Annotated in this window: 12 protein-coding genes; 6 read left to right on the forward strand and 6 right to left on the reverse strand. The window is 59.4% G+C overall.

Annotated features, from left to right (window positions below; all coding sequences use genetic code 11):
• Nucleotides 1–74: 74 nt before the first annotated feature.
• The 4 genes from Q0K10_RS06525 to Q0K10_RS06540 form a co-directional block, all read right to left on the reverse strand.
• Nucleotides 75–956 (reverse strand): glycosyl hydrolase family 28-related protein, encoded by an 882-nt coding sequence (locus Q0K10_RS06525; protein WP_294504794.1) that lies wholly within the window; start codon nucleotides 954–956, stop codon nucleotides 75–77.
• 27 nt (nucleotides 957–983) lie between these two features.
• Nucleotides 984–1,655, reverse strand: a complete 672-nt coding sequence (locus Q0K10_RS06530) for a type II secretion system protein (RefSeq protein ID WP_294504796.1) — start codon at nucleotides 1,653–1,655, stop codon at nucleotides 984–986.
• Between the two features lie 16 nt (nucleotides 1,656–1,671).
• On the reverse strand, nucleotides 1,672–2,802 hold the full coding sequence (locus Q0K10_RS06535; RefSeq protein WP_294504798.1) for a GntR family transcriptional regulator: 1,131 nt from the start codon (nucleotides 2,800–2,802) through the stop codon (nucleotides 1,672–1,674).
• 330 nt (nucleotides 2,803–3,132) lie between these two features.
• Nucleotides 3,133–3,402: a hypothetical protein gene (locus Q0K10_RS06540; protein ID WP_294504801.1), complete on the reverse strand. Its 270-nt coding sequence runs from the start codon at nucleotides 3,400–3,402 to the stop codon at nucleotides 3,133–3,135.
• Between the two features lie 146 nt (nucleotides 3,403–3,548).
• Between Q0K10_RS06540 and Q0K10_RS06545 the strand changes: the two genes are divergently transcribed.
• Entirely contained in the window at nucleotides 3,549–4,643 is a 1,095-nt protein-coding gene (locus Q0K10_RS06545) for a hypothetical protein (RefSeq protein WP_294504803.1), read from the forward strand.
• A gap of 13 nt (nucleotides 4,644–4,656) precedes the next feature.
• On the opposite strand, the gene Q0K10_RS06550 is transcribed toward Q0K10_RS06545, so the two are convergent.
• Nucleotides 4,657–6,639, reverse strand: coding sequence for a hypothetical protein (locus Q0K10_RS06550; RefSeq protein ID WP_294504805.1), 1,983 nt, complete (start codon nucleotides 6,637–6,639; stop codon nucleotides 4,657–4,659).
• Nucleotides 6,640–6,767: 128 nt separating this feature from the next.
• Between Q0K10_RS06550 and Q0K10_RS06555 the strand changes: the two genes are divergently transcribed.
• The 5 genes from Q0K10_RS06555 to recD are packed head-to-tail and all read left to right on the forward strand — an operon-like array spanning nucleotide 6,768 to nucleotide 17,130.
• Nucleotides 6,768–7,934, forward strand: a complete 1,167-nt coding sequence (locus Q0K10_RS06555; RefSeq protein WP_294504807.1) for a hypothetical protein — start codon at nucleotides 6,768–6,770, stop codon at nucleotides 7,932–7,934.
• On the forward strand, nucleotides 7,931–8,458 hold the full coding sequence (locus Q0K10_RS06560) for a DNA-deoxyinosine glycosylase (RefSeq protein ID WP_294504810.1): 528 nt from the start codon (nucleotides 7,931–7,933) through the stop codon (nucleotides 8,456–8,458). The genes Q0K10_RS06555 and Q0K10_RS06560 overlap by 4 nt, the downstream gene beginning before the upstream one ends.
• A gap of 58 nt (nucleotides 8,459–8,516) precedes the next feature.
• Nucleotides 8,517–11,786, forward strand: a complete 3,270-nt coding sequence (gene recC, locus Q0K10_RS06565) for an exodeoxyribonuclease V subunit gamma (protein WP_294504812.1) — start codon at nucleotides 8,517–8,519, stop codon at nucleotides 11,784–11,786.
• Entirely contained in the window at nucleotides 11,783–15,301 is a 3,519-nt protein-coding gene (locus Q0K10_RS06570) for a UvrD-helicase domain-containing protein (protein ID WP_294504814.1), read from the forward strand. Before recC ends, Q0K10_RS06570 begins: the two co-directional genes overlap by 4 nt.
• Entirely contained in the window at nucleotides 15,298–17,130 is a 1,833-nt protein-coding gene (recD, locus tag Q0K10_RS06575; RefSeq protein ID WP_294504817.1) for an exodeoxyribonuclease V subunit alpha, read from the forward strand. Before Q0K10_RS06570 ends, recD begins: the two co-directional genes overlap by 4 nt.
• Here recD and Q0K10_RS06580 read toward each other — a convergent pair.
• Nucleotides 17,060–18,037 (reverse strand): AraC family transcriptional regulator, encoded by a 978-nt coding sequence (locus Q0K10_RS06580; RefSeq protein ID WP_294504820.1) that lies wholly within the window; start codon nucleotides 18,035–18,037, stop codon nucleotides 17,060–17,062. The genes recD and Q0K10_RS06580 overlap by 71 nt on opposite strands.
• Nucleotides 18,038–18,097: the final 60 nt, after the last annotated feature.

Consider the following 18,097-nt stretch of genomic DNA (forward strand, 5'->3'; position numbering starts at 1 on the left):
TATGCATTCGCCATTTTCCCTATATCCTTTTTTGACGTTTGCATAATATAGCACAAATCTATTGACGACACAACCTAATCATTTTTCGTCGGATCGTTTCCCTCCCGGCGTTTGCGAGTCAGCACGGCGCCGTTTTCTCCGCGGAGCGTGGTGTTGGATTTTCGAATGACCAGGGTGCTCTCCAGCAGATAAATCCCGGCCGGGATCACCACTTCTCCGCCGATGTCGAGCGCTTTCTGGATCGCCGGAGCGGAATCTTTCTGACCCGTCGGGTCCGCTCCGAACTCGAGCACATTGTGAACCATCCCGGGATCCGCGCTCCAGTAAGGGCACTCCGCCTCATCGCCCGCGGGGAGTTCCCAGGGGGTGAAATCAACCCGGAACGACTCCACGCGACCGCAGGGCTTCCCTTTGAGATTCGGAGTCACGGCCGAGAGGATGACGTAGAATTCCTGCTGGCTCGCCGGAATGAGCAGCAGTTTGTCGTTCTGCAGGGTCGGCCGCTCTGCGGAGTCTGCCTCCGCCGTGGCGACGACCCCCATGGCCGAATCGTCGGAGACGAAATAACGATCGGTATAACGTTCCCCGCGGTAATCCAGAAATCCGACTGCCAGCTCCGGAAGAGCCGCTCCGGCGCTTCTCGCGTCGGGCTCCACATAGAGCCGGGCCTTGAGATCGACGCGGTAGACCTTCCGGTCACCGGGTGCACGGTTGAATTTCCAGATCAGCAGCGATTTTCCCCCCTTTGCGTACAAAGTCGGGAATTTTCGGCCGTTCACCTCCTGCATTCCTCCGGAAAATTCGGCATGCAGCGCCCGGGCGTGCAGCTCGCCGTCGGCCCCGCTTTCGCCGATGACTCCGGCAAGTTTCTCCGGATTGAGATAGTAGTTGGTGCTTGCGGCGGCGGAGAGGAGGGCGCAGCCCGCAACGATGCCGAGAAACGGTTTGATATTCATGGGGAAACTCTCTTCCATCTTTCAGGATCAGTTGTTCTTGTTCTTCATCCAGTTTTTCCACTCGGTCAGGACATGCGCGCCGGGATTGACAACGTGGCTGTCCAGAAAGAGCACGGGGGAGTTCTGGGCCTCCTGCAGGGCGTCGTACTCCATGTACCAGGCGACTCTCACGCGGGAGAGCGGCACCCGCTTGTTCGGATTGTTCAGCATATATTGGGGCAAACGGTTGATTTTCTGCTTGTCATCGCGCGTAAAAAACCAGTCTCCATAATAACTCTCAAAACTTACGATGCGCGGATCGCGCTGCGGGCAGTTCTGCATGTTTTTGCACCAGTCGACCCAGTAGTCCTGCGTCGCGGAAAACCGATCTCCGCCTGCGGAGAGCGGCCGGGAGAACGGCGAGTTCGCCGAACGGTGCGTGATGTATTTTCCCCTGATCAGACGTTTGCAGAAATTGTAGCGGTTGACCGTCGTACAGGGATTCGTAGTCCCGTCCACCAGGATATCGGGAATCATGTCGGCATAATCCGCGGCGTACTGCGTCATGCCCAGCCCCATCTGCTTGAGACTGTTGATATCCTGCGTGGTCCAGGCGCGCCGCCTCGACTGATTCAGCGCCGGCAGCAGCATCGAGGCAAGAATCGCAATGATTGCAATCACAACAAGAAGTTCAATTAATGTGAATGGAGCGCGTTTCATCTTAACATCCTTTCTGTTAGCTGTTATCCGTTTTAACTCTTCCGGTACTGGAACGTTTGATCAGTTTGCTGGGCAGCTGGATTTTCTCCGGAACCGTCTCTTCGCCTCCGATCATTCTGAGCAGACAATGAACGGCTTGTTCCCCGATGGCCTCGGCGGGCTGGCGGACACTGGTCAGCTGCGGCGTCATCAGCGAGCAAAGTTCATCGTCGTTGAATCCGAGGAGGGAAAAATCCTCGGGAACCCGCTTGTGGGCATCCCGCACGGCACAAAGTGCGCCCGGTGCAAGTTCATCCCATTGCAGAATCACGGCGGTCGGCGGTTCCGGGGCGCTGATGAGCCGGTTCATGGCCGGATATCCGTAGAGATCCAGCCCCACATCACCGGGACGCCGGTGGGAGAGTTCACTCCCCAGCTCCGCAATCCAATCCTGCGAAAACGGCAGATCGTGATCGCTCAACGCCTTTCGATACCCCTGAAAGCGGTCGCGGGCCGAAGGGATGAAATCGAGCAATTCGCGGCTGTTCATGATGTACCCGATCCGGGAGTGGCCGAGTTCGATCAAGTAACTGACCGCGTTGTACATCGCCAGAAAATTGTTGGTGTGAACCACCGGAATGTTGAGATCCGGATAACCGTTGTCCACACAAATCAGCGGGATTTCCCCCGCCAGATCCCGCACCAGATCCCGGTTGGACTGCAGATAGGGCAGCAGGATGATGCCGGAAATCCGATTGTCCCGGGAGCGGCGGAGATATTCCGCCTCGCTTCCGGAATCGTTCCCGGTATTGCAGGCAACCAGAGAGTAGCCGGCCCGGGAGGCGGCCTGTTCCGCCCCCACGAGGATTCGATGTCCCAGCGAATCCTGCAGATTGGAGCAGATGTAGGCGAACTGTTTATTGCTTCGCTCCCTGCGGCTGGTCTTCCGACAGGTTCCGGCCACATAGGTTCCCTTGCCCCGCACGGACCGGAGCATTCCGTCATGCTTGAGGACGTCGAGAGCCTTCAGCACCGTCTGCCGGGTCACACCGAACCGTCCGGCAAGTTGAAACTCCGTGGGAATTCTCTCGCCGACGGCAAAGACTCCGGAATTGATTTCCCGGGAGAGTTCGCGGTAGATTTCCTTGTATTTGATTTGTATGGACATTTAAGATTTCCCTCTGCCTTTCCCCAATATTATACCCAAAAAAAAGAACCATGTCAAGCCTGCCGCCCCCCTTTTTCCGGAGAAAAATGTACTTCTTTTTCGCTAATGTATGTACAAATATTACAGCAAAATACTGCACACGAAACTCATGTGACATTCAAGAAAAAAAACGATTTTGCAGTGTCGTTTTGCGCCTGACGCAGAGGGAAAGTCCGGAACGGGGCCGGCACAACCGGTCCGGCCGCAAACCCGGGCAGATCAGGGTTCGCGGGGGTGGCGCGGCATCCCGCCGCGTCCGGGGACGTGCCCCTCCCCGGACGGCCTCTTCTCTCAGCGGAGTTCCCCCCGGCGGCGCATCCGGTTGTATTTCATCACCAGAAAGAGATCGGTTCCAACCATCAGCGCATTCAGGCAGTAGAGCGCGATCACCCAGTCCGGATGCGCGAGCTTGTAGACGATCCCCGAAAGATACCCGATCTCCACCAGCCACAGAAAAATCACGCTCTTGCCGATCGGATTCTTCACCCGGATGGTCTTCCAGATCGACACCGGCCAGCTCGCGCCGAAACAAACCATCATCACCGCTTCGAAAATATCCATGTTCCATCGCCTCCCGATTCTCTTAAACTACTCCGGAAACACATTTTTTTCAAGCAGAAACGGGTTTCTCCATTGCAAAACAACCAAGCCGGTGTATGGTATATATATCCGGATTGGAACAAAAACAATTCAGGGAATCCTCTATTATGAAAAACATCAATTCCTCCTGGCGGGAGCAGCGCATTGAGCTGCCGGGCCGCATGACTTTTCTCCCTTACTACACCTCCTCCCCCTGGGGAAAAGAGGAATCGTACTTCATCTTTTTTTCGGCCCGGCCCGATTTCACCGGGATCCGACTCCATGCCTGGTCGCCGTCGGAACGGAAAATCACCGCGGATGTCTCCCTGGAGCAGTGGAACGGGATTCCGGTGAACATCGTGAGCGAAGAACTGCTTCCCTCGGTGTTTCTGCCGGACCAGGAGGCGCTGCTCCTGCCGCGCGCGGCGGAACTTTACCGGGTACCGCTCCACGGCGGCGAACCGGAGCTGGTCTACCGCCACCATGACTCCGCCACGCGCATCGGCGGCCCCGGCAACCGCAGCGCGGACGGCAAACTCACGGCGTTCGGCGTCTACTCTCTGGAGCCGGGCAAGCCGGCACACTCGGAACTGCTGATCTTCGACACGGCATCACTCGAATGCCGGGCGTCACTGCCGTTCGGCGGATTTTTCGCCAATCACTTCCAGTTCCAGAAAAACACCGACTGGCTGATCTACGCACACGAGGGCGCGACCGAAACGATCCCGGACCGGATCAACCGGATCAACTGGAAAACCGGAGAAAAACAGGTTCTCCACCACCACGAAATTTCCGCCGACGGCAAACTCCTCGAATGCATCGGGCACGAGATGACCGCAGGCGACACCATCTGTGCGGTCCGCTATCCAGTGAGCGTCCTGCCCGGCGCTCTCGTCACGATGCAGCTCGACGGCAGCAATTACACGGTTCTCGACTGCGATGACTACTGGCACAGCTCCTGCAACGCCGACGGAACCGTCTTCGCCATGGACACCATGTGGTGGGGAAATACGAAACGCAAGACCGAAAAAGAGTTCGACATCATCCGGATCGACCGCACCGCCGGGACGAAGGAGATCGTCAAGACCATCCACTCCGACCCGACCGGTCAATACCGTCATCCGCATCCGCAGCTGAATGCGGCGGGCAACCGGCTGCTCTTCATCGAAAATTCCGATGCGGATGAGACCCTCGGTTCGATCACGTTCCGGGAGATGTGCTGAACTGCGGCACCGCTCATTTGCCGATGATCGTAAACGAGATGTCGATCGTGCGGCCGAAACTCCAGTTCCGGCCGCCGTCGTCCACGCCGTCGGCTCCGACACTGTAGACCCGGATCCCTTCCGCGAAACCTTCCCGGAGCTGTTCCTCGAATTTCCCGTTCCGGAACCGGATGTCCGCAGCGGCATGTTCCAGCCTGCCCCTGAGATAACGCAACTCCTCTCCGGTGAAGGGATCCTTCGGCACGGCGGGGAAACAGTCCGGAACCAGTTCTTCGAGTTTTTCCGGAAAAGCCCCGTGTTCCCGACGGAAAATCTCCGCGGCGATTCCGACCCGGGCGACGCGACATCGGGCGAGCGCTTCGCGGAAGGACCGGTTTATCCGCACGGAATTGATCGGAAAGGTTGCCGGATCGAACAGATTCGACTTGGCAAACGCATGACGGGACGCGCTCCCGTCCCCAAACTCCCAGACGGCGCGCGGAATCTCCGCAAGCATCCGCCGCAGCCGTTCCGCCCGGAAAATCGGCCGATAGAAGAACATGCAGCCTTCGAGTGACTGTTCACAGGGATCCAGAATCGCAAGATGAATGCGCCAGTAGAGGTCGAGAACCCGCCGTTGAAGCAACTCCTCCCGCAGCTTCCAGAAATCGGCTTCCGCATAGAGCGTCTCCAGCGACAGGTCGGTTGCGCATTTCGCGAGCAGATTCTCAGACATTCCCGCGCACAGATACCCTTCATCCAGCGCCTCCAGCCGATACAGAAAGCGCAGAACCCGCGCCAGATCGGCGGACGAATATTCCTGTCGCAGACCGGGTTCGAAGAGTTTCAAGAGAATCTTGATCTTGCGCCGCCGTTCCTGAACGAGTTCGGACTCCGCGTCCGGCAGCGTGATTACGCCGAGCGCCCAGACTCCGCGAAGGGGTTGAAACTTCTCCCGGTTCGTCTCAAAATATCGCTGCACCTCACAGCGGTAGACGGCGTCGCGCTCGCCGTACAGGTCCGGATACTCCATGAACCGGAGGCAGAACTCCGCGGGGAATTCCGGCAGCTCGATCAAATCAAAGAGAGCGGCCGCCTCGTGATCGAGCTCCGAGACACATTCCGCATCCGTCACCGGCAATCCCCGCCCGCGCACCTCGCGCTCGACCTCGCCGAGCTGAATCATACCGACTCCCCAAAGCACGCCCGCATAGATGGCAAGTGAGAGGAAACAAACCAGAGAACTCCAGACGAACAACCGCATTTCCGCCTTTCCGCGCCTCCGCCAGAACGGCAGCAGCGGGGAACTCCGGCGCGGCAGCGGCCGATACCAAGGGGGAACTTCTCCGAATCCGGCGCTCTTCCGGATGGCCGCAAGCCGGAGACGCGACATCCGTGCTACGCTGATCTGCATCCAGAACGCCGCTCCATATGCAAACAAAAGCAGAATCGCCGGATAAAACCGCGCCTCCAAAGTACCGGGCAGCAGCCATAACATCACCACCAGCAGTGAATATGCGGCCCACGCAACGGTGAAGGCGAACCGCCTCCGCCGAAACATTGCAAATCCAACCGCCGGACCGGTCAGCAAATTGAGATACGGCAGCAGAAGCAGCCAGGCCTGTCTGAGCTCTCTCCGGGACGGAAGACGCGGCCAACGCTTCCGGAACTGTGCGCCGATCAGGATTGCCGGAAAAATCCAGACCGCCGAAAAAGCGAGACATTTCCAATCTGATCCGAACAGCAGCATAAAAACGGCCAATATCACGCCCAGCAGAAAAAAACAGGTTTCCGACATGAGTGAAACACGGCGCGCGGCCATCCAGTTTTCGCACTCGATGACGCCGGAAGCCGGACCGAGGTCGGGGTCCTTCTTCAGCGGCTGAAACTTCGCCTGATCCACTCTCCGCACCGGAGTCTCCAGGCTGATCCGCCCGCGGGAGAGACGCCGGAGCAGAGCCCCCGCATCGAGTTTTTTTTCGCGCCCGTCCCGGTCGATGAATCTGTAATCCGCCATATCCGCCTCCCGATTCCGTTCTTCGGGCAATATATGCCCGGATTTCCGGCAATGCAAGAAACTTATTTGCAGAAAATCGCGAATTGCTGTATTTTATGCCAAACGACACCTTTACCGGGAGAAACAGAATGCTTTCATTTGAAAAACAGTTCGTCCGCGCCCCGCAGCCCGGCTGCGACTGGGCGAGTCAGATGATCCTGAATCCCGCCCTCATCGCCGATCCCGACAATCCGGAAAAACTCCACATGCTCTTCCGGGCGACCGGCCCCTGGCCGGCGAAACAGATACCCGGCAAACCGCTGCCCTTCCCGATCTTTCTCGGATACGCCGTGAGCGAAAACGGCGGAAGGGACTGGCAGTTCGACTTTTCGCGCCCCGCACTCGCACCCGCGCTGGAGTATGCCAGGGAAAAACTCCTCACTCCCGACGGAAAAGTCAACTACACGAACGGCTGCATCGAAGATCCGCGGCTCTTCCATTTTGAGGGGGAACTTTTTCTCACGGTCGCCTGCCGCGCATTTCCGCCGGGCCCCTACTGGGAGCACGACGAACCGGCGCAGTGCATGCCGGAGTGGGCGCTCGATCCCGCACACGGCCTCGGAACGGCGGTGACGGACAACACAACCGTGAGCGTGCTCTTCCGGGTCGACCTCGATGAGCTGGCCGGGCGGAATTACGAATCGGCGTTCCGCATGATCGGGCCGCTGCACAACCCGGACCGCTCGGATGACCGCGACGTATTCCTCTTTCCGCGCCGGCTTGAAATCGGCGGAAAAAAGCGGATCGTCTGCATCCACCGCCCGAAAAATCCCGAACGGTACGACACCTCGCTCGACAAGCCGTCGATCTTCTTTGCCGCGGCGGATCTTCTCACGGATTTCGCCGACGACACAAAGACGGACCGCACACTCTTCGCCACGCCCGAGTTCCCGTGGGAGGCCGACCGGATCGGAGCAAGCTGGCCGCCGGTCGAACTCGAACCGGGGCTCTGGCTGCTGCCGTACCACGGCAAACAGGATGAGAAGATCGGCTATACGCAAAGCTTCATGCTGCTGCGCGAAAACGGCACGCTGCATCCGGAAATCCTTGTGCGTCCCGCGGAGCGGCTGCTTTACGCCGACCAGCCGTGGGAGCTCGAAGGGGAGTTCACAACGCCCTGTCTCTTCAGCTGTTCAGGGGTGCGCATGCCGGACGGACGGCTGCTGATGGGGTACGGAGCCGCGGACAAGAAAGTCGGGCTGGCATCGGTCGATTTCGACGAACTTGTGCACTTTCTGAAGAACCGGATCCGATGAACGCGCTCCCCCTCAAACGCTCGTTTCCCCCGATGATCGGACGCGATCCGCGCGTGCTGATACTCGGTTCGCTGCCGGGAGAGGAGTCGCTTCGGCAGCAGCAGTATTACGCATTCAAACACAATGCGTTCTGGCGGATCATGGGGGAGCTGCTCGACTTCGATCCGGCGCTGCCCTACGAAGAACGCCTCGCAGCTCTGCGCGGAGCGGGGGTCGCGCTGTGGGACACGATCGGAGCGGGCCGCCGCACGGGAAGTCTCGACACGAAGATCCGCGATATCGAACCGAATCCGGTTGCGCAGCTCATCGCGAATCATCCGACGATCGGATTCATCGGCTGCAACGGCGGGAAATCATTCGAACAGCTCAAGCGGAGCGCACCGGAACTCTTTGCGAATCAGAATCTTGTCATTCTCCGCCTCCCCTCCACAAGTCCGGCTGCGGCGGCCATGCGTTACGAGGAGAAACGCGACGCCTGGAAGGCGGTCGCGGAATTCCTGCAAAAAACCGCTCCGGGAGGTTGAAAAAAGAAAGCAGCGCGGTTATATTTCCGCACTTTTGTTCAACCAGGGGAAAGTCGCTGTGAGTTTCCGTCTCTACACCGGCAACAAACTTGAACGTCTGGCGGAGAAATTCATTGAAATCATCGCCGATTCGCCGCCCGGGGATGTTTTCACCCCGGAAACGGTCGTCGTGCAGACCCGGGGAATGGCCTCGTGGCTGAAGCTGAAAATCGGAGACGGGGGGCGCATTGCCGCAAACATCGACACGCCGTTTCTCGTGAATTTCGTGAACCGGACGCTCGAATCGCTGTTCCCGTCATTTCGCGCGGACTTCGAACGTTTTTCCTCCGAAGTGCTGCCATGGCGGATCTGGCGGATCCTCCGGGAGAAATCCGGGGCGTATCCGGAACTCGCCCCTTATCTGACTCCGCCGCAGAAGGAGCTCAAGGAGTGGCAGCTCTCCTGCCGGATTGCGGAACTGTTCGACCAGTACCAGATCTACCGGCCGGAGATGCTCACACGCTGGCGCAAGGGCGGCGCGGCAGGGTGGGAGGACGCCGAATGGCAGAAACGGCTTTACTGCGAACTGCGCGGGGAGTCGTTTTCACGCGAATATTATTTTACGGAGTTTTTCAAGCTCGCCGGGGTATCGCCGGGCGTTCTGCCGGAGCGGATCACGATCTTCGGGGTCGGCACGATGCCGCCGCTGTTCCTCCATTTTTTCCTGAAGCTCTCAGAATTCACGCAGATCATTTTTTTCTATTTGAATCCGAGCCGGGAGTACTGGGCGGAGCAATACTCGACCGCGGAGGCCGCCCGGCTCATCGCCCGGGACGGCGGGGAGCTTGCGGCATTTCATGACGGCAACCCGCTGCTGGCGGGTTTCGGCGCGCAGGGACGGGAGTTTTTCCGTTGCATCTGCGAAGCGCCGGAGGTGATCCGCGCCGACGGAGGGGAACTCTTTGAATCGTTCCTCGAAACGCGCGGAGACGGGCCGGACGACTATGTGAATCCGACCCGGCTGACCGCTCTTCAGCAGGATATTTATGCGATGTTCCGCCGCGGGGCGGAGGGTGACGGCGAAATCACGGGCAGACCGTTCGCATTCCCCGACGATGACCGCTCGGTCCGGGTGCACAACTGCCACAGTGCGCGGCGCGAAATCGAAATTCTGCACGATCAGCTGCTCGAACTGCTCGAGGATCCCGAAATTCAGCCGCGCGACATCATCGTCATGGCGCCTGACATCAACTCCTATGCGTCATATATCCACTCGATTTTCGACCGGGGAGAGTTGAAGAACCTCTACGCGATTTCCGATCGGAGTCTGCGCAGCACAAGCCGCATCGCGGAGTGCTTCTTCGAACTTCTGAAGCTCCGTTCCGGGAGGGTGGAAGCATCAAAGATCCTTGATTTTCTGCATGTTCCGTCTCTCAGGAACCGTTTCGGGATCGCCCCGGAAGAACTCGATACCATCGCCGCCTGGATCGAAGAAGCGGGAATTCGCTGGGGGGTGGATGCCTCCGACCACCGGAAAAGCTGTTCGGTCGCGTTCGACGAATATTCCTGGCGGCAGGGGCTCGACCGGCTGCTGCTGGGTTTCGCGCGGGACGAGGTACCGGAAGATCTTCATTCCGACGGGATTCTGCCTCTTGATGCGATTGGAGGAGACGCGGAACTGCTCGGGAAGTTCATCACAGCCGTCGAAGCGATGTTCACCCTGCGTCGCGACATCTCCCTCGACCGGACGCCGGAGGAGTGGAATCAGCGTCTGCTTCAGGCCGTCGATGAGTTCTTTCTGGCGTCGGAGGAGGAGTTTGAGGAACTCGCCGCGCTGCGCCGTGCCGTGCAGCGTCCGGGACGCGAAGCCGCCGCCGCGGGTTTCACCTCGACGCTGCCGATCGAGGTGATTGAGGAGATCGTAACCACTTCGCTTTCGGAAACCGGACGCAACGACCCGTTCCTGCGCGGGAAGATCACCTTCTGTTCGCTCGTACCGATGCGGAGCATCCCGATGAAGGTCGTGGCGATCCTCGGATTAAACGACGGGGAGTTTCCACGCCGCGACCTGAAACCCGGCTTCAATCTCATGAACCGGAAGGTCGCACCGTGCGACCGTTCGCATCAGGCGGAGGATCGCTATCTTTTTCTGGAAGCGATTCAGTCCGCCGGAAAGTGCCTCATGCTTTTCTATCAGGGGCAGAGCGCGCGCGGGAAGGAGGAGTATCCTCCGGCCATTCCGCTCGGAGAACTCATCGACTATCTGAAGGCAAGCGGACCGTTCGAAGTGACGCGCCACCGGCTTCAGCCGTTTGAGCTGAGTTACTTCAACCGGAACAATCCGAATCCGGACGCCCGTTCCCGCTCACCGGAGAACTTTGAAGCGGCCCGTTCCCTGCTGGAATCGTTGCGGACACAGCAAACGGCTCCCGGAACCGGACCGGAGATTTTGCAGTTTCCGCCGGCGCCTCCCCCCCCGGAACTCCTCCCCGTGGATGAGCTCGAACGATTCTTCTGCCATCCATGCCGCTGGTTTCTGAACAACCGTGCCGGCATCTTTCTGCATGGCATTCAGGCCGGCCCGGAAGATACCGAACCGACTCCGGAAACCGTCGACAATCTGCAAAAATATCTGCTCAAAAGCGAGATAGGAGCCTATACGCTCGACGAACTCGATCGCGATACACAATACCGGCTGCTGCGCCGCCGCTGCCGTCTGCCGGTCGGGAGCGGAGGCGAGCAGCTGTTCGAGGAGTTGTACGAGGTCGTCTCAGGCATTCCGGGCGAGTGGAAACAGAGAGTGCGGGAGCAGGAACCGTTCGCGGTTCACCTGGAAGTCGGCGGCTTCCGCATCGCCGGCACGCTGGAAGCCTCTCCGGGGGGAGACCGCCAGCAACTTCTGTTCTTTTCGGAACTCAAACTCAAACATGCCGTCCGGGCGCTGCTGCGGCACCTGCTGCTCACGTTGGCGAACGGCGGTCCGGTCACGACTTCCGTGCTGACCGTCGGACGCGACGGCCCCGCGGTCCGGATTCTCGATCCGGCGGGGTGTGCGGAAGCGCGTCAGGCGCTGGAGGCGGATCTCGAACTCTTCCGGATCGGGCTCACTCACCCGCTGCCGTTCTTCGAAAAGGCCTCCTGGAAATATCGGGAGCAGGATTATGATGCGGCGCGCAACGCCTTCGACGTCAGCTACAAGGGGAGTGGCGCAACGGGGGATTTCGACGACCCGGCAGTCAAACAGTGCTATGCGCCGGAAGCATTTGACGATCCGGACTTTGAAGCGGAATTCATCCGCTGCGCGGACACGATTCTCGGGGCATTCCCGTTCCGGGAGGAGGAAATATGAGCACACGTCCCGCCTATCTCGATTACCGGCTGGAGGGGATGAACCTCATCGAAGCCGCCGCCGGAACCGGCAAAACCTACACGATTCAGAATCTGGTGGTCCGCTTTCTGCTGGAGCGGCAGCTGCCGATTGGTTCGCTGCCGGTCGTGACCTTCACCGAGGCTGCGACGGCGGAGCTGAGGGAGCGGATTCGCTCGGTTCTCGGAGAGGTTCTCCACTCTGCAGAAGCGGAAGATGAAGAGTCCGACAGCCGCGAAGCGCTCCTGCTCCGGAACGCGATCGAAAGAGGGACCCCCCGGAAAACCTGTATCGATCTGCTGCGCTCGGCGCTGCTGGGATTCGACGACGCTCCGATCTCGACGATTCACGGTTTTTGCGCGAGAGTGCTGAGCGAAAACGCCTTCGAGAGCGGCGTTCTGTTCCGGAGCGAACTTGTGAAGGACGTGTCGAAAATCGTTGCGGAAATCGGCATGGATTTCTACCGCGGACACTTCTACGGTTCCGGCGCGGAATTCTCCATCGCGCTGGCGAAAGCCGCCAAAATCACGCCCGACAATCTGCTCGAAATTGCGAAGCTCAAACTTGCCCATCCGCGACTTGTCGTGCACTATCCCGACGCGGCCGCCGCAGATCCGGCCCGGATACTGGCCGAGGCGGAATCATGGTTCATGAAATTGCGGAACTGCGCTCTGCCGGAAACGCTGGAAAAGGTCGCCCCCTATCTGAACAAACTTGAGACCGGCCCGGCGACGGAAGCCCCCGCCGCAGCCCGGAAACTCCTGACGGAAGAGCCGTCCGCCGAAGCACTTCAGAAACTTGCCGGGTTCGGCCGGCAATCGCTGGCCTCGCGCGTGCGGAAGCGGATCAAAGGGGTGTCGACGGAAACGGTTCTCGGCATGCTCGAAGCCGAACCGTTTCAACTGGCGGATCAGCTCGGAGAGATGATCCGCGCATACGGAATCTCCCTGAAACTTGCGGCGGCCGAATATGTCGACCGGGAGTTCCGCGCCCGCAGACATCGGGACAATATCCAGACGTTCAACGATCTGCTCGAACAGGTTCACCATGCGCTTCACGAACCGGGCAGCCGGTTGCGCACAGCGCTGCGCGAACGGTATCCGGCAGGGATCGTCGATGAATTTCAGGATACGGATCCGATTCAGTATGAAATTTTCACATCGATCTTCCATCGGCCGGGCGGAACCCTTTACACGGTCGGGGATCCGCGTCAGGCGATCTATGCGTTCCGGGGCGGGGACATCGCGACCTACCGCCGCGCGGCAAATGAGTTGAAATCGGAAGGAGGGAAGCGGTACAATCTCTCGACGAATTATCGTTCGTCCGCCGCCATGATCGAGGATGTCAACCGGATCTTCCACAACCATGCCATGCCGTTCGCGGATCCGGAGATCGATTTTCCACTCGTGAGCGCTCCCGGCACAGCTCCCGCCCTGCTGCGGAACGGCACACCGGAGGAACATCCGCTCCACATCATCCATCTCCCTGAGGCGAAGGAGGATGAATGCCGCGCCATGGCCGCCCGGAAAGTCGCGGAGCTGTTGAACGACAAAACCCTTCAGCTTCCGGGCCGGACCGGACCGGGCGTGCGTCCTGGTGACATCGCGATTCTCGTACTGAACAACTATGAAGCAGAACTCATTGCAGATCAACTGCATAAACTACGGATACCGGCAGTCGCCGCCCGCACGGGAAACGTCTTCGCCTCGGAGGATGCGAGCGAACTGCTCTGCGTGCTCCGCGCCGCCTCGTCCGACGACATGCGGGAACTTCCGAATTTGCTCGTCACGCCGATCGGCGGCTGGAAGCTCGATGACATCGTCAAACTTTTGAGTGAACACGCCGAGACCCGGCTGTCCCGGGAAGAGAACCGGCTGCACGAACTTCAACTCATCTGGAATCAAGGCAGTTTCATCGAGTTTTTCAACGCGCTGCTGAGCGCCTACCAGGTGCGCGCCCGCTATCCGGCCCTGCCGCGCGGCGAGCGCAAACTCACCAATTTGCTGCAACTCGGCGATCTGCTTGAACAGGAATCCGCCCGGCGCGGTCTCACCCCCGCGGGAGTAACGGAGTTTCTTGCCGACCGGATCGCCTCACCGGATCAATCCGATGGGGAGGAGTTTCAGCAGCTGCTGGAAACCGACCGTGAATCGGTGACTCTCATGACCATTCACAGCAGCAAGGGGCTGGAGTTTCCGATCGTCCTGCTGCCGGGCCTGCAACTCGGGAATGCGGAGAAGAAAGCCGGTCTGTTCCACAATTCGGAGGGAGATCTGGAGTGGGATCTCACCGGAGCCGAATCGTCGGTAAGGAAAGCCCAAAACGAACGGCTCCAGGAACTTCTCCGTCTTGCTTACGTTGCGCTGACCCGCGCAAAACATGCCTGTTACGTATTCTGGGGCAAGGGGGCGAAGGCCTCCGCCCTCAACTGGCTCTTCCGGATGCGCCGGGCGACAGACGCCGCCGATCCGGTCGCCCAGTTGACGACCGCCTCCACGGAGTTGGAAATTCCACCGGAACTGATGGATACTGAGGGCATCCCCGACTCTCCCGGCGCAGTGTATCGCCCGGCGCCGGATTCCTCCATCGAACTGGAACTCCTGCCGACCAGGCTCGAAATCGATGCGAACTGGCAGTTCGTAAGCTACTCCAGCCTCAGCCCGCAGGAAAGCGGTCGCGATACGCCGTACGACTACGACGAGCAGGAGGCGGAAGTGCTTCCGGAGGAAGAACCTCCCGAAGGCGGAATCTTCTTGGTCCGCGGCGGCGCAGCTGCCGGGAACGCCTGGCATCGCATTCTCGAACTCGCGGATTTTCAGGCGGGCGGCGACGAACTTGCCGAACTTGCGCTTCCGCAGTTGACGGATTTCGGCGTCATCGCCGCCGGAGAAGATCCGACCGAAAAACTCGCTCTCACGGTCGAGATGATGAAAAACGTGCTCGCCTCGCCGCTCGAAGGTTCGGATCACACCCCGTTCCGGTTGCGGGATGTGCCGAAATCCGAACGACTTGCGGAACTGGAATTCGCCTATTGCTTCCGTTCCGGATTCACTACCGGGGAACTGCAAAAGCTGCTTTCCGACTATGTGGCGGAACGGTTCGGCATGGTGGAGTGGCCGGGCTGGAACCGCACCGTTTCCGGCGGCTGCCTGAACGGTTACATCGATCTGCTGTTCCGCCACCACGGAAAATATTTCATCCTCGACTGGAAATCGAACCGCATCGGCGGTCGAAGCGCGAACTTTCTGCCGGAACGGCTGCCGGAAGAGATGGCGAAGCACTTCTATTTTCTGCAATACATGATCTATATCGTTGCGACCGTGAAGTTTCTGCGCATGAGGCTCGGCACGTTCGGGGAATCGGAGTACGAAATGCTGTTCGGTGGTGTATTCTACCTCTTTCTGCGCGGGCTCTCTCCGGAACATCCCGGACGGGGCGTCTTTTACGACAAACCGCCGTATGAACTTGTGCGGCAACTTGAGGAGGTGATCGGATGAACCGCTTCTCCCTTGCGGAAACCGGCTGCTTCGAGCCGATCGACACGGTCTTTGCGGAATTTCTGGAACGGATTTTGCAATCTGCTGTTCCCGTGGAAGTTGCAATTGCCGCAGCACTCGCCTCCCGCGCAGTCCGCGAGGGACACAGCTGCTGCAGGCTTGCACTTTTTGCAGGAGAACGATTTGAAACACCTTCCGGAACGATTTGCACTCCGGAGTTTCCGCAGTGGTGCGCCCTGCTGCGCCGCCCGGAATTCGCACCGCTGTTTTCCGCGCCCACCGCTCCGCTGAAACTCGATGAGATCGGCCGGCTTTACCTGCGCCGTTACTACGAATACGAACAACGCATCGCATCCGAAATCCGCGACCGGGCCGCGCGGTCGCTGCCTCCTCCGGAACTCGCCCCGGGAGAGCTGGCCGGGCTCCTCCCCTACTTCGCGGCGAACGCAGGAAGGGAACGGACGGATTTTCAGCAGCAGGCCGTCTTCACCGCCATGTGCAACTCCTTCTCAGTCATCACTGGAGGACCGGGAACCGGGAAAACCACCGTGGTTGCGGCACTGCTCGCACTTGAACTGCGCCGGAATCCCGCATTGTCCATCGCGCTCGCGGCCCCGACCGGCAAGGCACACTCCAGGCTCGCGGAATCCCTGCAGAGCGGAGTTCAGCTTCTCAACGTCGACGAATCGATCAAAAGGCGACTGCTCGAACTGCCGGCATCGACCATCCACCGGCTTCTCGGCATGAATCCGCGCGGGAATTGCCGCCACCACAGAGGGAATCCGCTGCCGTACGATCTCATCATTCTGGATGAGTGTTCGATGGTTCCATTGCTGCTCATGGGGAAACTCTTCGAGGCGCTTTCTCCGCGCTGCCGCATCGTGATGCTCGGCGACAAAGATCAACTCGCCTCGGTCGAAGCGGGAGCGGTTCTGTCGGACCTCTGTGACTCCGCGACGCTCAATGCGCTCCGCCCGGAAGCGGCGGAGGCGTTTTTCCTTCAGACCGGCTGGAACGCCTCCCCGGTCGACACGCGCCCCCTCTCCGGCACGATTGCGGAGCTGAAAGAAAATCATCGCTTCGACCGTGCGATTCATATCGGTTCGATCAGTGCGGCCATCCGCGATCTCGCCCCCGGGTGCGAATCCTCCCTGGCGGAGCGCATCGCCCTCTGCGATGCACCGGATTTCAGGACCCGGGCGCTCCCCGTCCGGGAACAGGAAAAAGAGCTCGGACACCTGCTCCGGACTCCAGTATACAACTCCCTTTCCATGGAGGATTTAAAACCACTCTGCGAAGCGGGAGATCCGGAGTCGCTTCAAACAGCCTTCGCACTTCTGGGCTCGTTCCAGATTCTCTGTGCGACGCGCACGGGGAAGCGTGGCGTCGAAGTCTGGAACGCCCTTGTCCGCAAACTCCTGAAACAACCGTCTTGCTATCTGCCAGGAGTGCCCCTGCTCATAACCCGCAACGATCCTCGCACGGGACTCTTCAACGGGGATATCGGGCTGGTTGCAGCGGACTCCTCCCGCGGACTCAGGGTCCATTTCCCGAACCGGGAACGCACGTTTACTCCGGCGGAACTTCCGGAGCATGAGACCGTCTATGCCATGACTGTTCACAAGTCCCAGGGGTCGGGATTTCGCAATGTGCTGCTGGTGCTCCCGGACGAAGCGACTCCGCTCCTCACGCGCGAACTGCTCTACACCGGCATCACCCGCGCCGAAGATCGGCTTGAACTCTGGGGCACGCAGGAAATCATCGCCCGGGCGCTCGCTCAGAAAACGGTACGGCACTCCGGTCTGGCCGATCGCCTCCGGTACTGCTGAACTGCTGCGCGTATTCTTCTGCGCGCAGGGAAGAACGGTAACGGGCCGGAGGAAGTCCGTAATACCGCTTGAACTGATTCGTGAAAAAAGGGGTGCTGCGGTAACAGCACCGGTCAGCGATTTCATCGACCGACAGAACCGTATCCCGCAGCAGCATCGCGGCCCGGTCGAGTCGCAGACGCGTCATGAATTCGGAAAGGGTGCACCCTTCGAAACGGTGGAAAAGGCGCGAAAGATAAGCGCAATTCAATTCGAACCGCCGCGCAACATCCTCCCGTCCGATTGCAGACATACAGTTATCAATCAGATAGTTGCGTATTTTGATAAAAGTTGCTTCCGACTTGGGCAGCCGAAGCGGCGGCTCCCGGGCAATCAATTCGCGGACAAGATGAAGCAGCCCCCGGAAAACCGCTCCACCGGCCTTCTCATTCAAACCGGGAGTGCACAACACCCGGAGCAGCGCCCGCATTTCTCCGGTCGGAGAATCCGCGGTATGAAAGAAGCAGCTGCAGACGGGACGACCTCCTTCCGGGGCGGAGTGTTCCAGCTCCACGTAGGTGATTCGCACAAACTTTTCCTGAAAGACCAGACTGCTCATCTCATGGGGGATCGTCCAACGCGGCAGTTTCCAGACCCCCGGCGGCAGAAGAAACACATCGCCGGGATGCAGAGTCATCGTGCATATCCGGCTTCTGATGTCGCAAAACGTGATCACCTTCTCACCCGACAACGGCAGATCGAATACCGGATAAGGATACAGCTCGAACTCCCGACCCACAGGTGGAAGAGCGTTTCTCGCGGCCAGGATGGACGGCTCCGGAAAGCGATCCAGCCAGGAATCTATCAGTCCGGCAAAACCGCTTCCGTCAAAATGCACCAGCCCGAGTTCGTCGGCAACAACACCCATTTCGGCCCCCCTGCCAAAAAAGTCATTTTCCAGTAAGTAATGTAACACTCGCGCAATTGC

The organism is uncultured Victivallis sp., from assembly GCF_944391105.1.
Classification (GTDB): domain Bacteria; phylum Verrucomicrobiota; class Lentisphaeria; order Victivallales; family Victivallaceae; genus Victivallis.

Coding starts and splice junctions, on each gene's coding strand:
- Q0K10_RS06525 (WP_294504794.1), bottom strand. CDS start 956: ATGAATATCAAACCGTTTCTCGGCATCGTTGCGGGCTGCGCCCTCCTC.
- Q0K10_RS06530 (WP_294504796.1), bottom strand. CDS start 1,655: ATGAAACGCGCTCCATTCACATTAATTGAACTTCTTGTTGTGATTGCA.
- Q0K10_RS06535 (WP_294504798.1), bottom strand. CDS start 2,802: ATGTCCATACAAATCAAATACAAGGAAATCTACCGCGAACTCTCCCGG.
- Q0K10_RS06540 (WP_294504801.1), bottom strand. CDS start 3,402: ATGGATATTTTCGAAGCGGTGATGATGGTTTGTTTCGGCGCGAGCTGG.
- Q0K10_RS06545 (WP_294504803.1), top strand. CDS start 3,549: ATGAAAAACATCAATTCCTCCTGGCGGGAGCAGCGCATTGAGCTGCCG.
- Q0K10_RS06550 (WP_294504805.1), bottom strand. CDS start 6,639: ATGGCGGATTACAGATTCATCGACCGGGACGGGCGCGAAAAAAAACTC.
- Q0K10_RS06555 (WP_294504807.1), top strand. CDS start 6,768: ATGCTTTCATTTGAAAAACAGTTCGTCCGCGCCCCGCAGCCCGGCTGC.
- Q0K10_RS06560 (WP_294504810.1), top strand. CDS start 7,931: ATGAACGCGCTCCCCCTCAAACGCTCGTTTCCCCCGATGATCGGACGC.
- Q0K10_RS06570 (WP_294504814.1), top strand. CDS start 11,783: ATGAGCACACGTCCCGCCTATCTCGATTACCGGCTGGAGGGGATGAAC.
- recD (WP_294504817.1), top strand. CDS start 15,298: ATGAACCGCTTCTCCCTTGCGGAAACCGGCTGCTTCGAGCCGATCGAC.
- Q0K10_RS06580 (WP_294504820.1), bottom strand. CDS start 18,037: ATGGGTGTTGTTGCCGACGAACTCGGGCTGGTGCATTTTGACGGAAGC.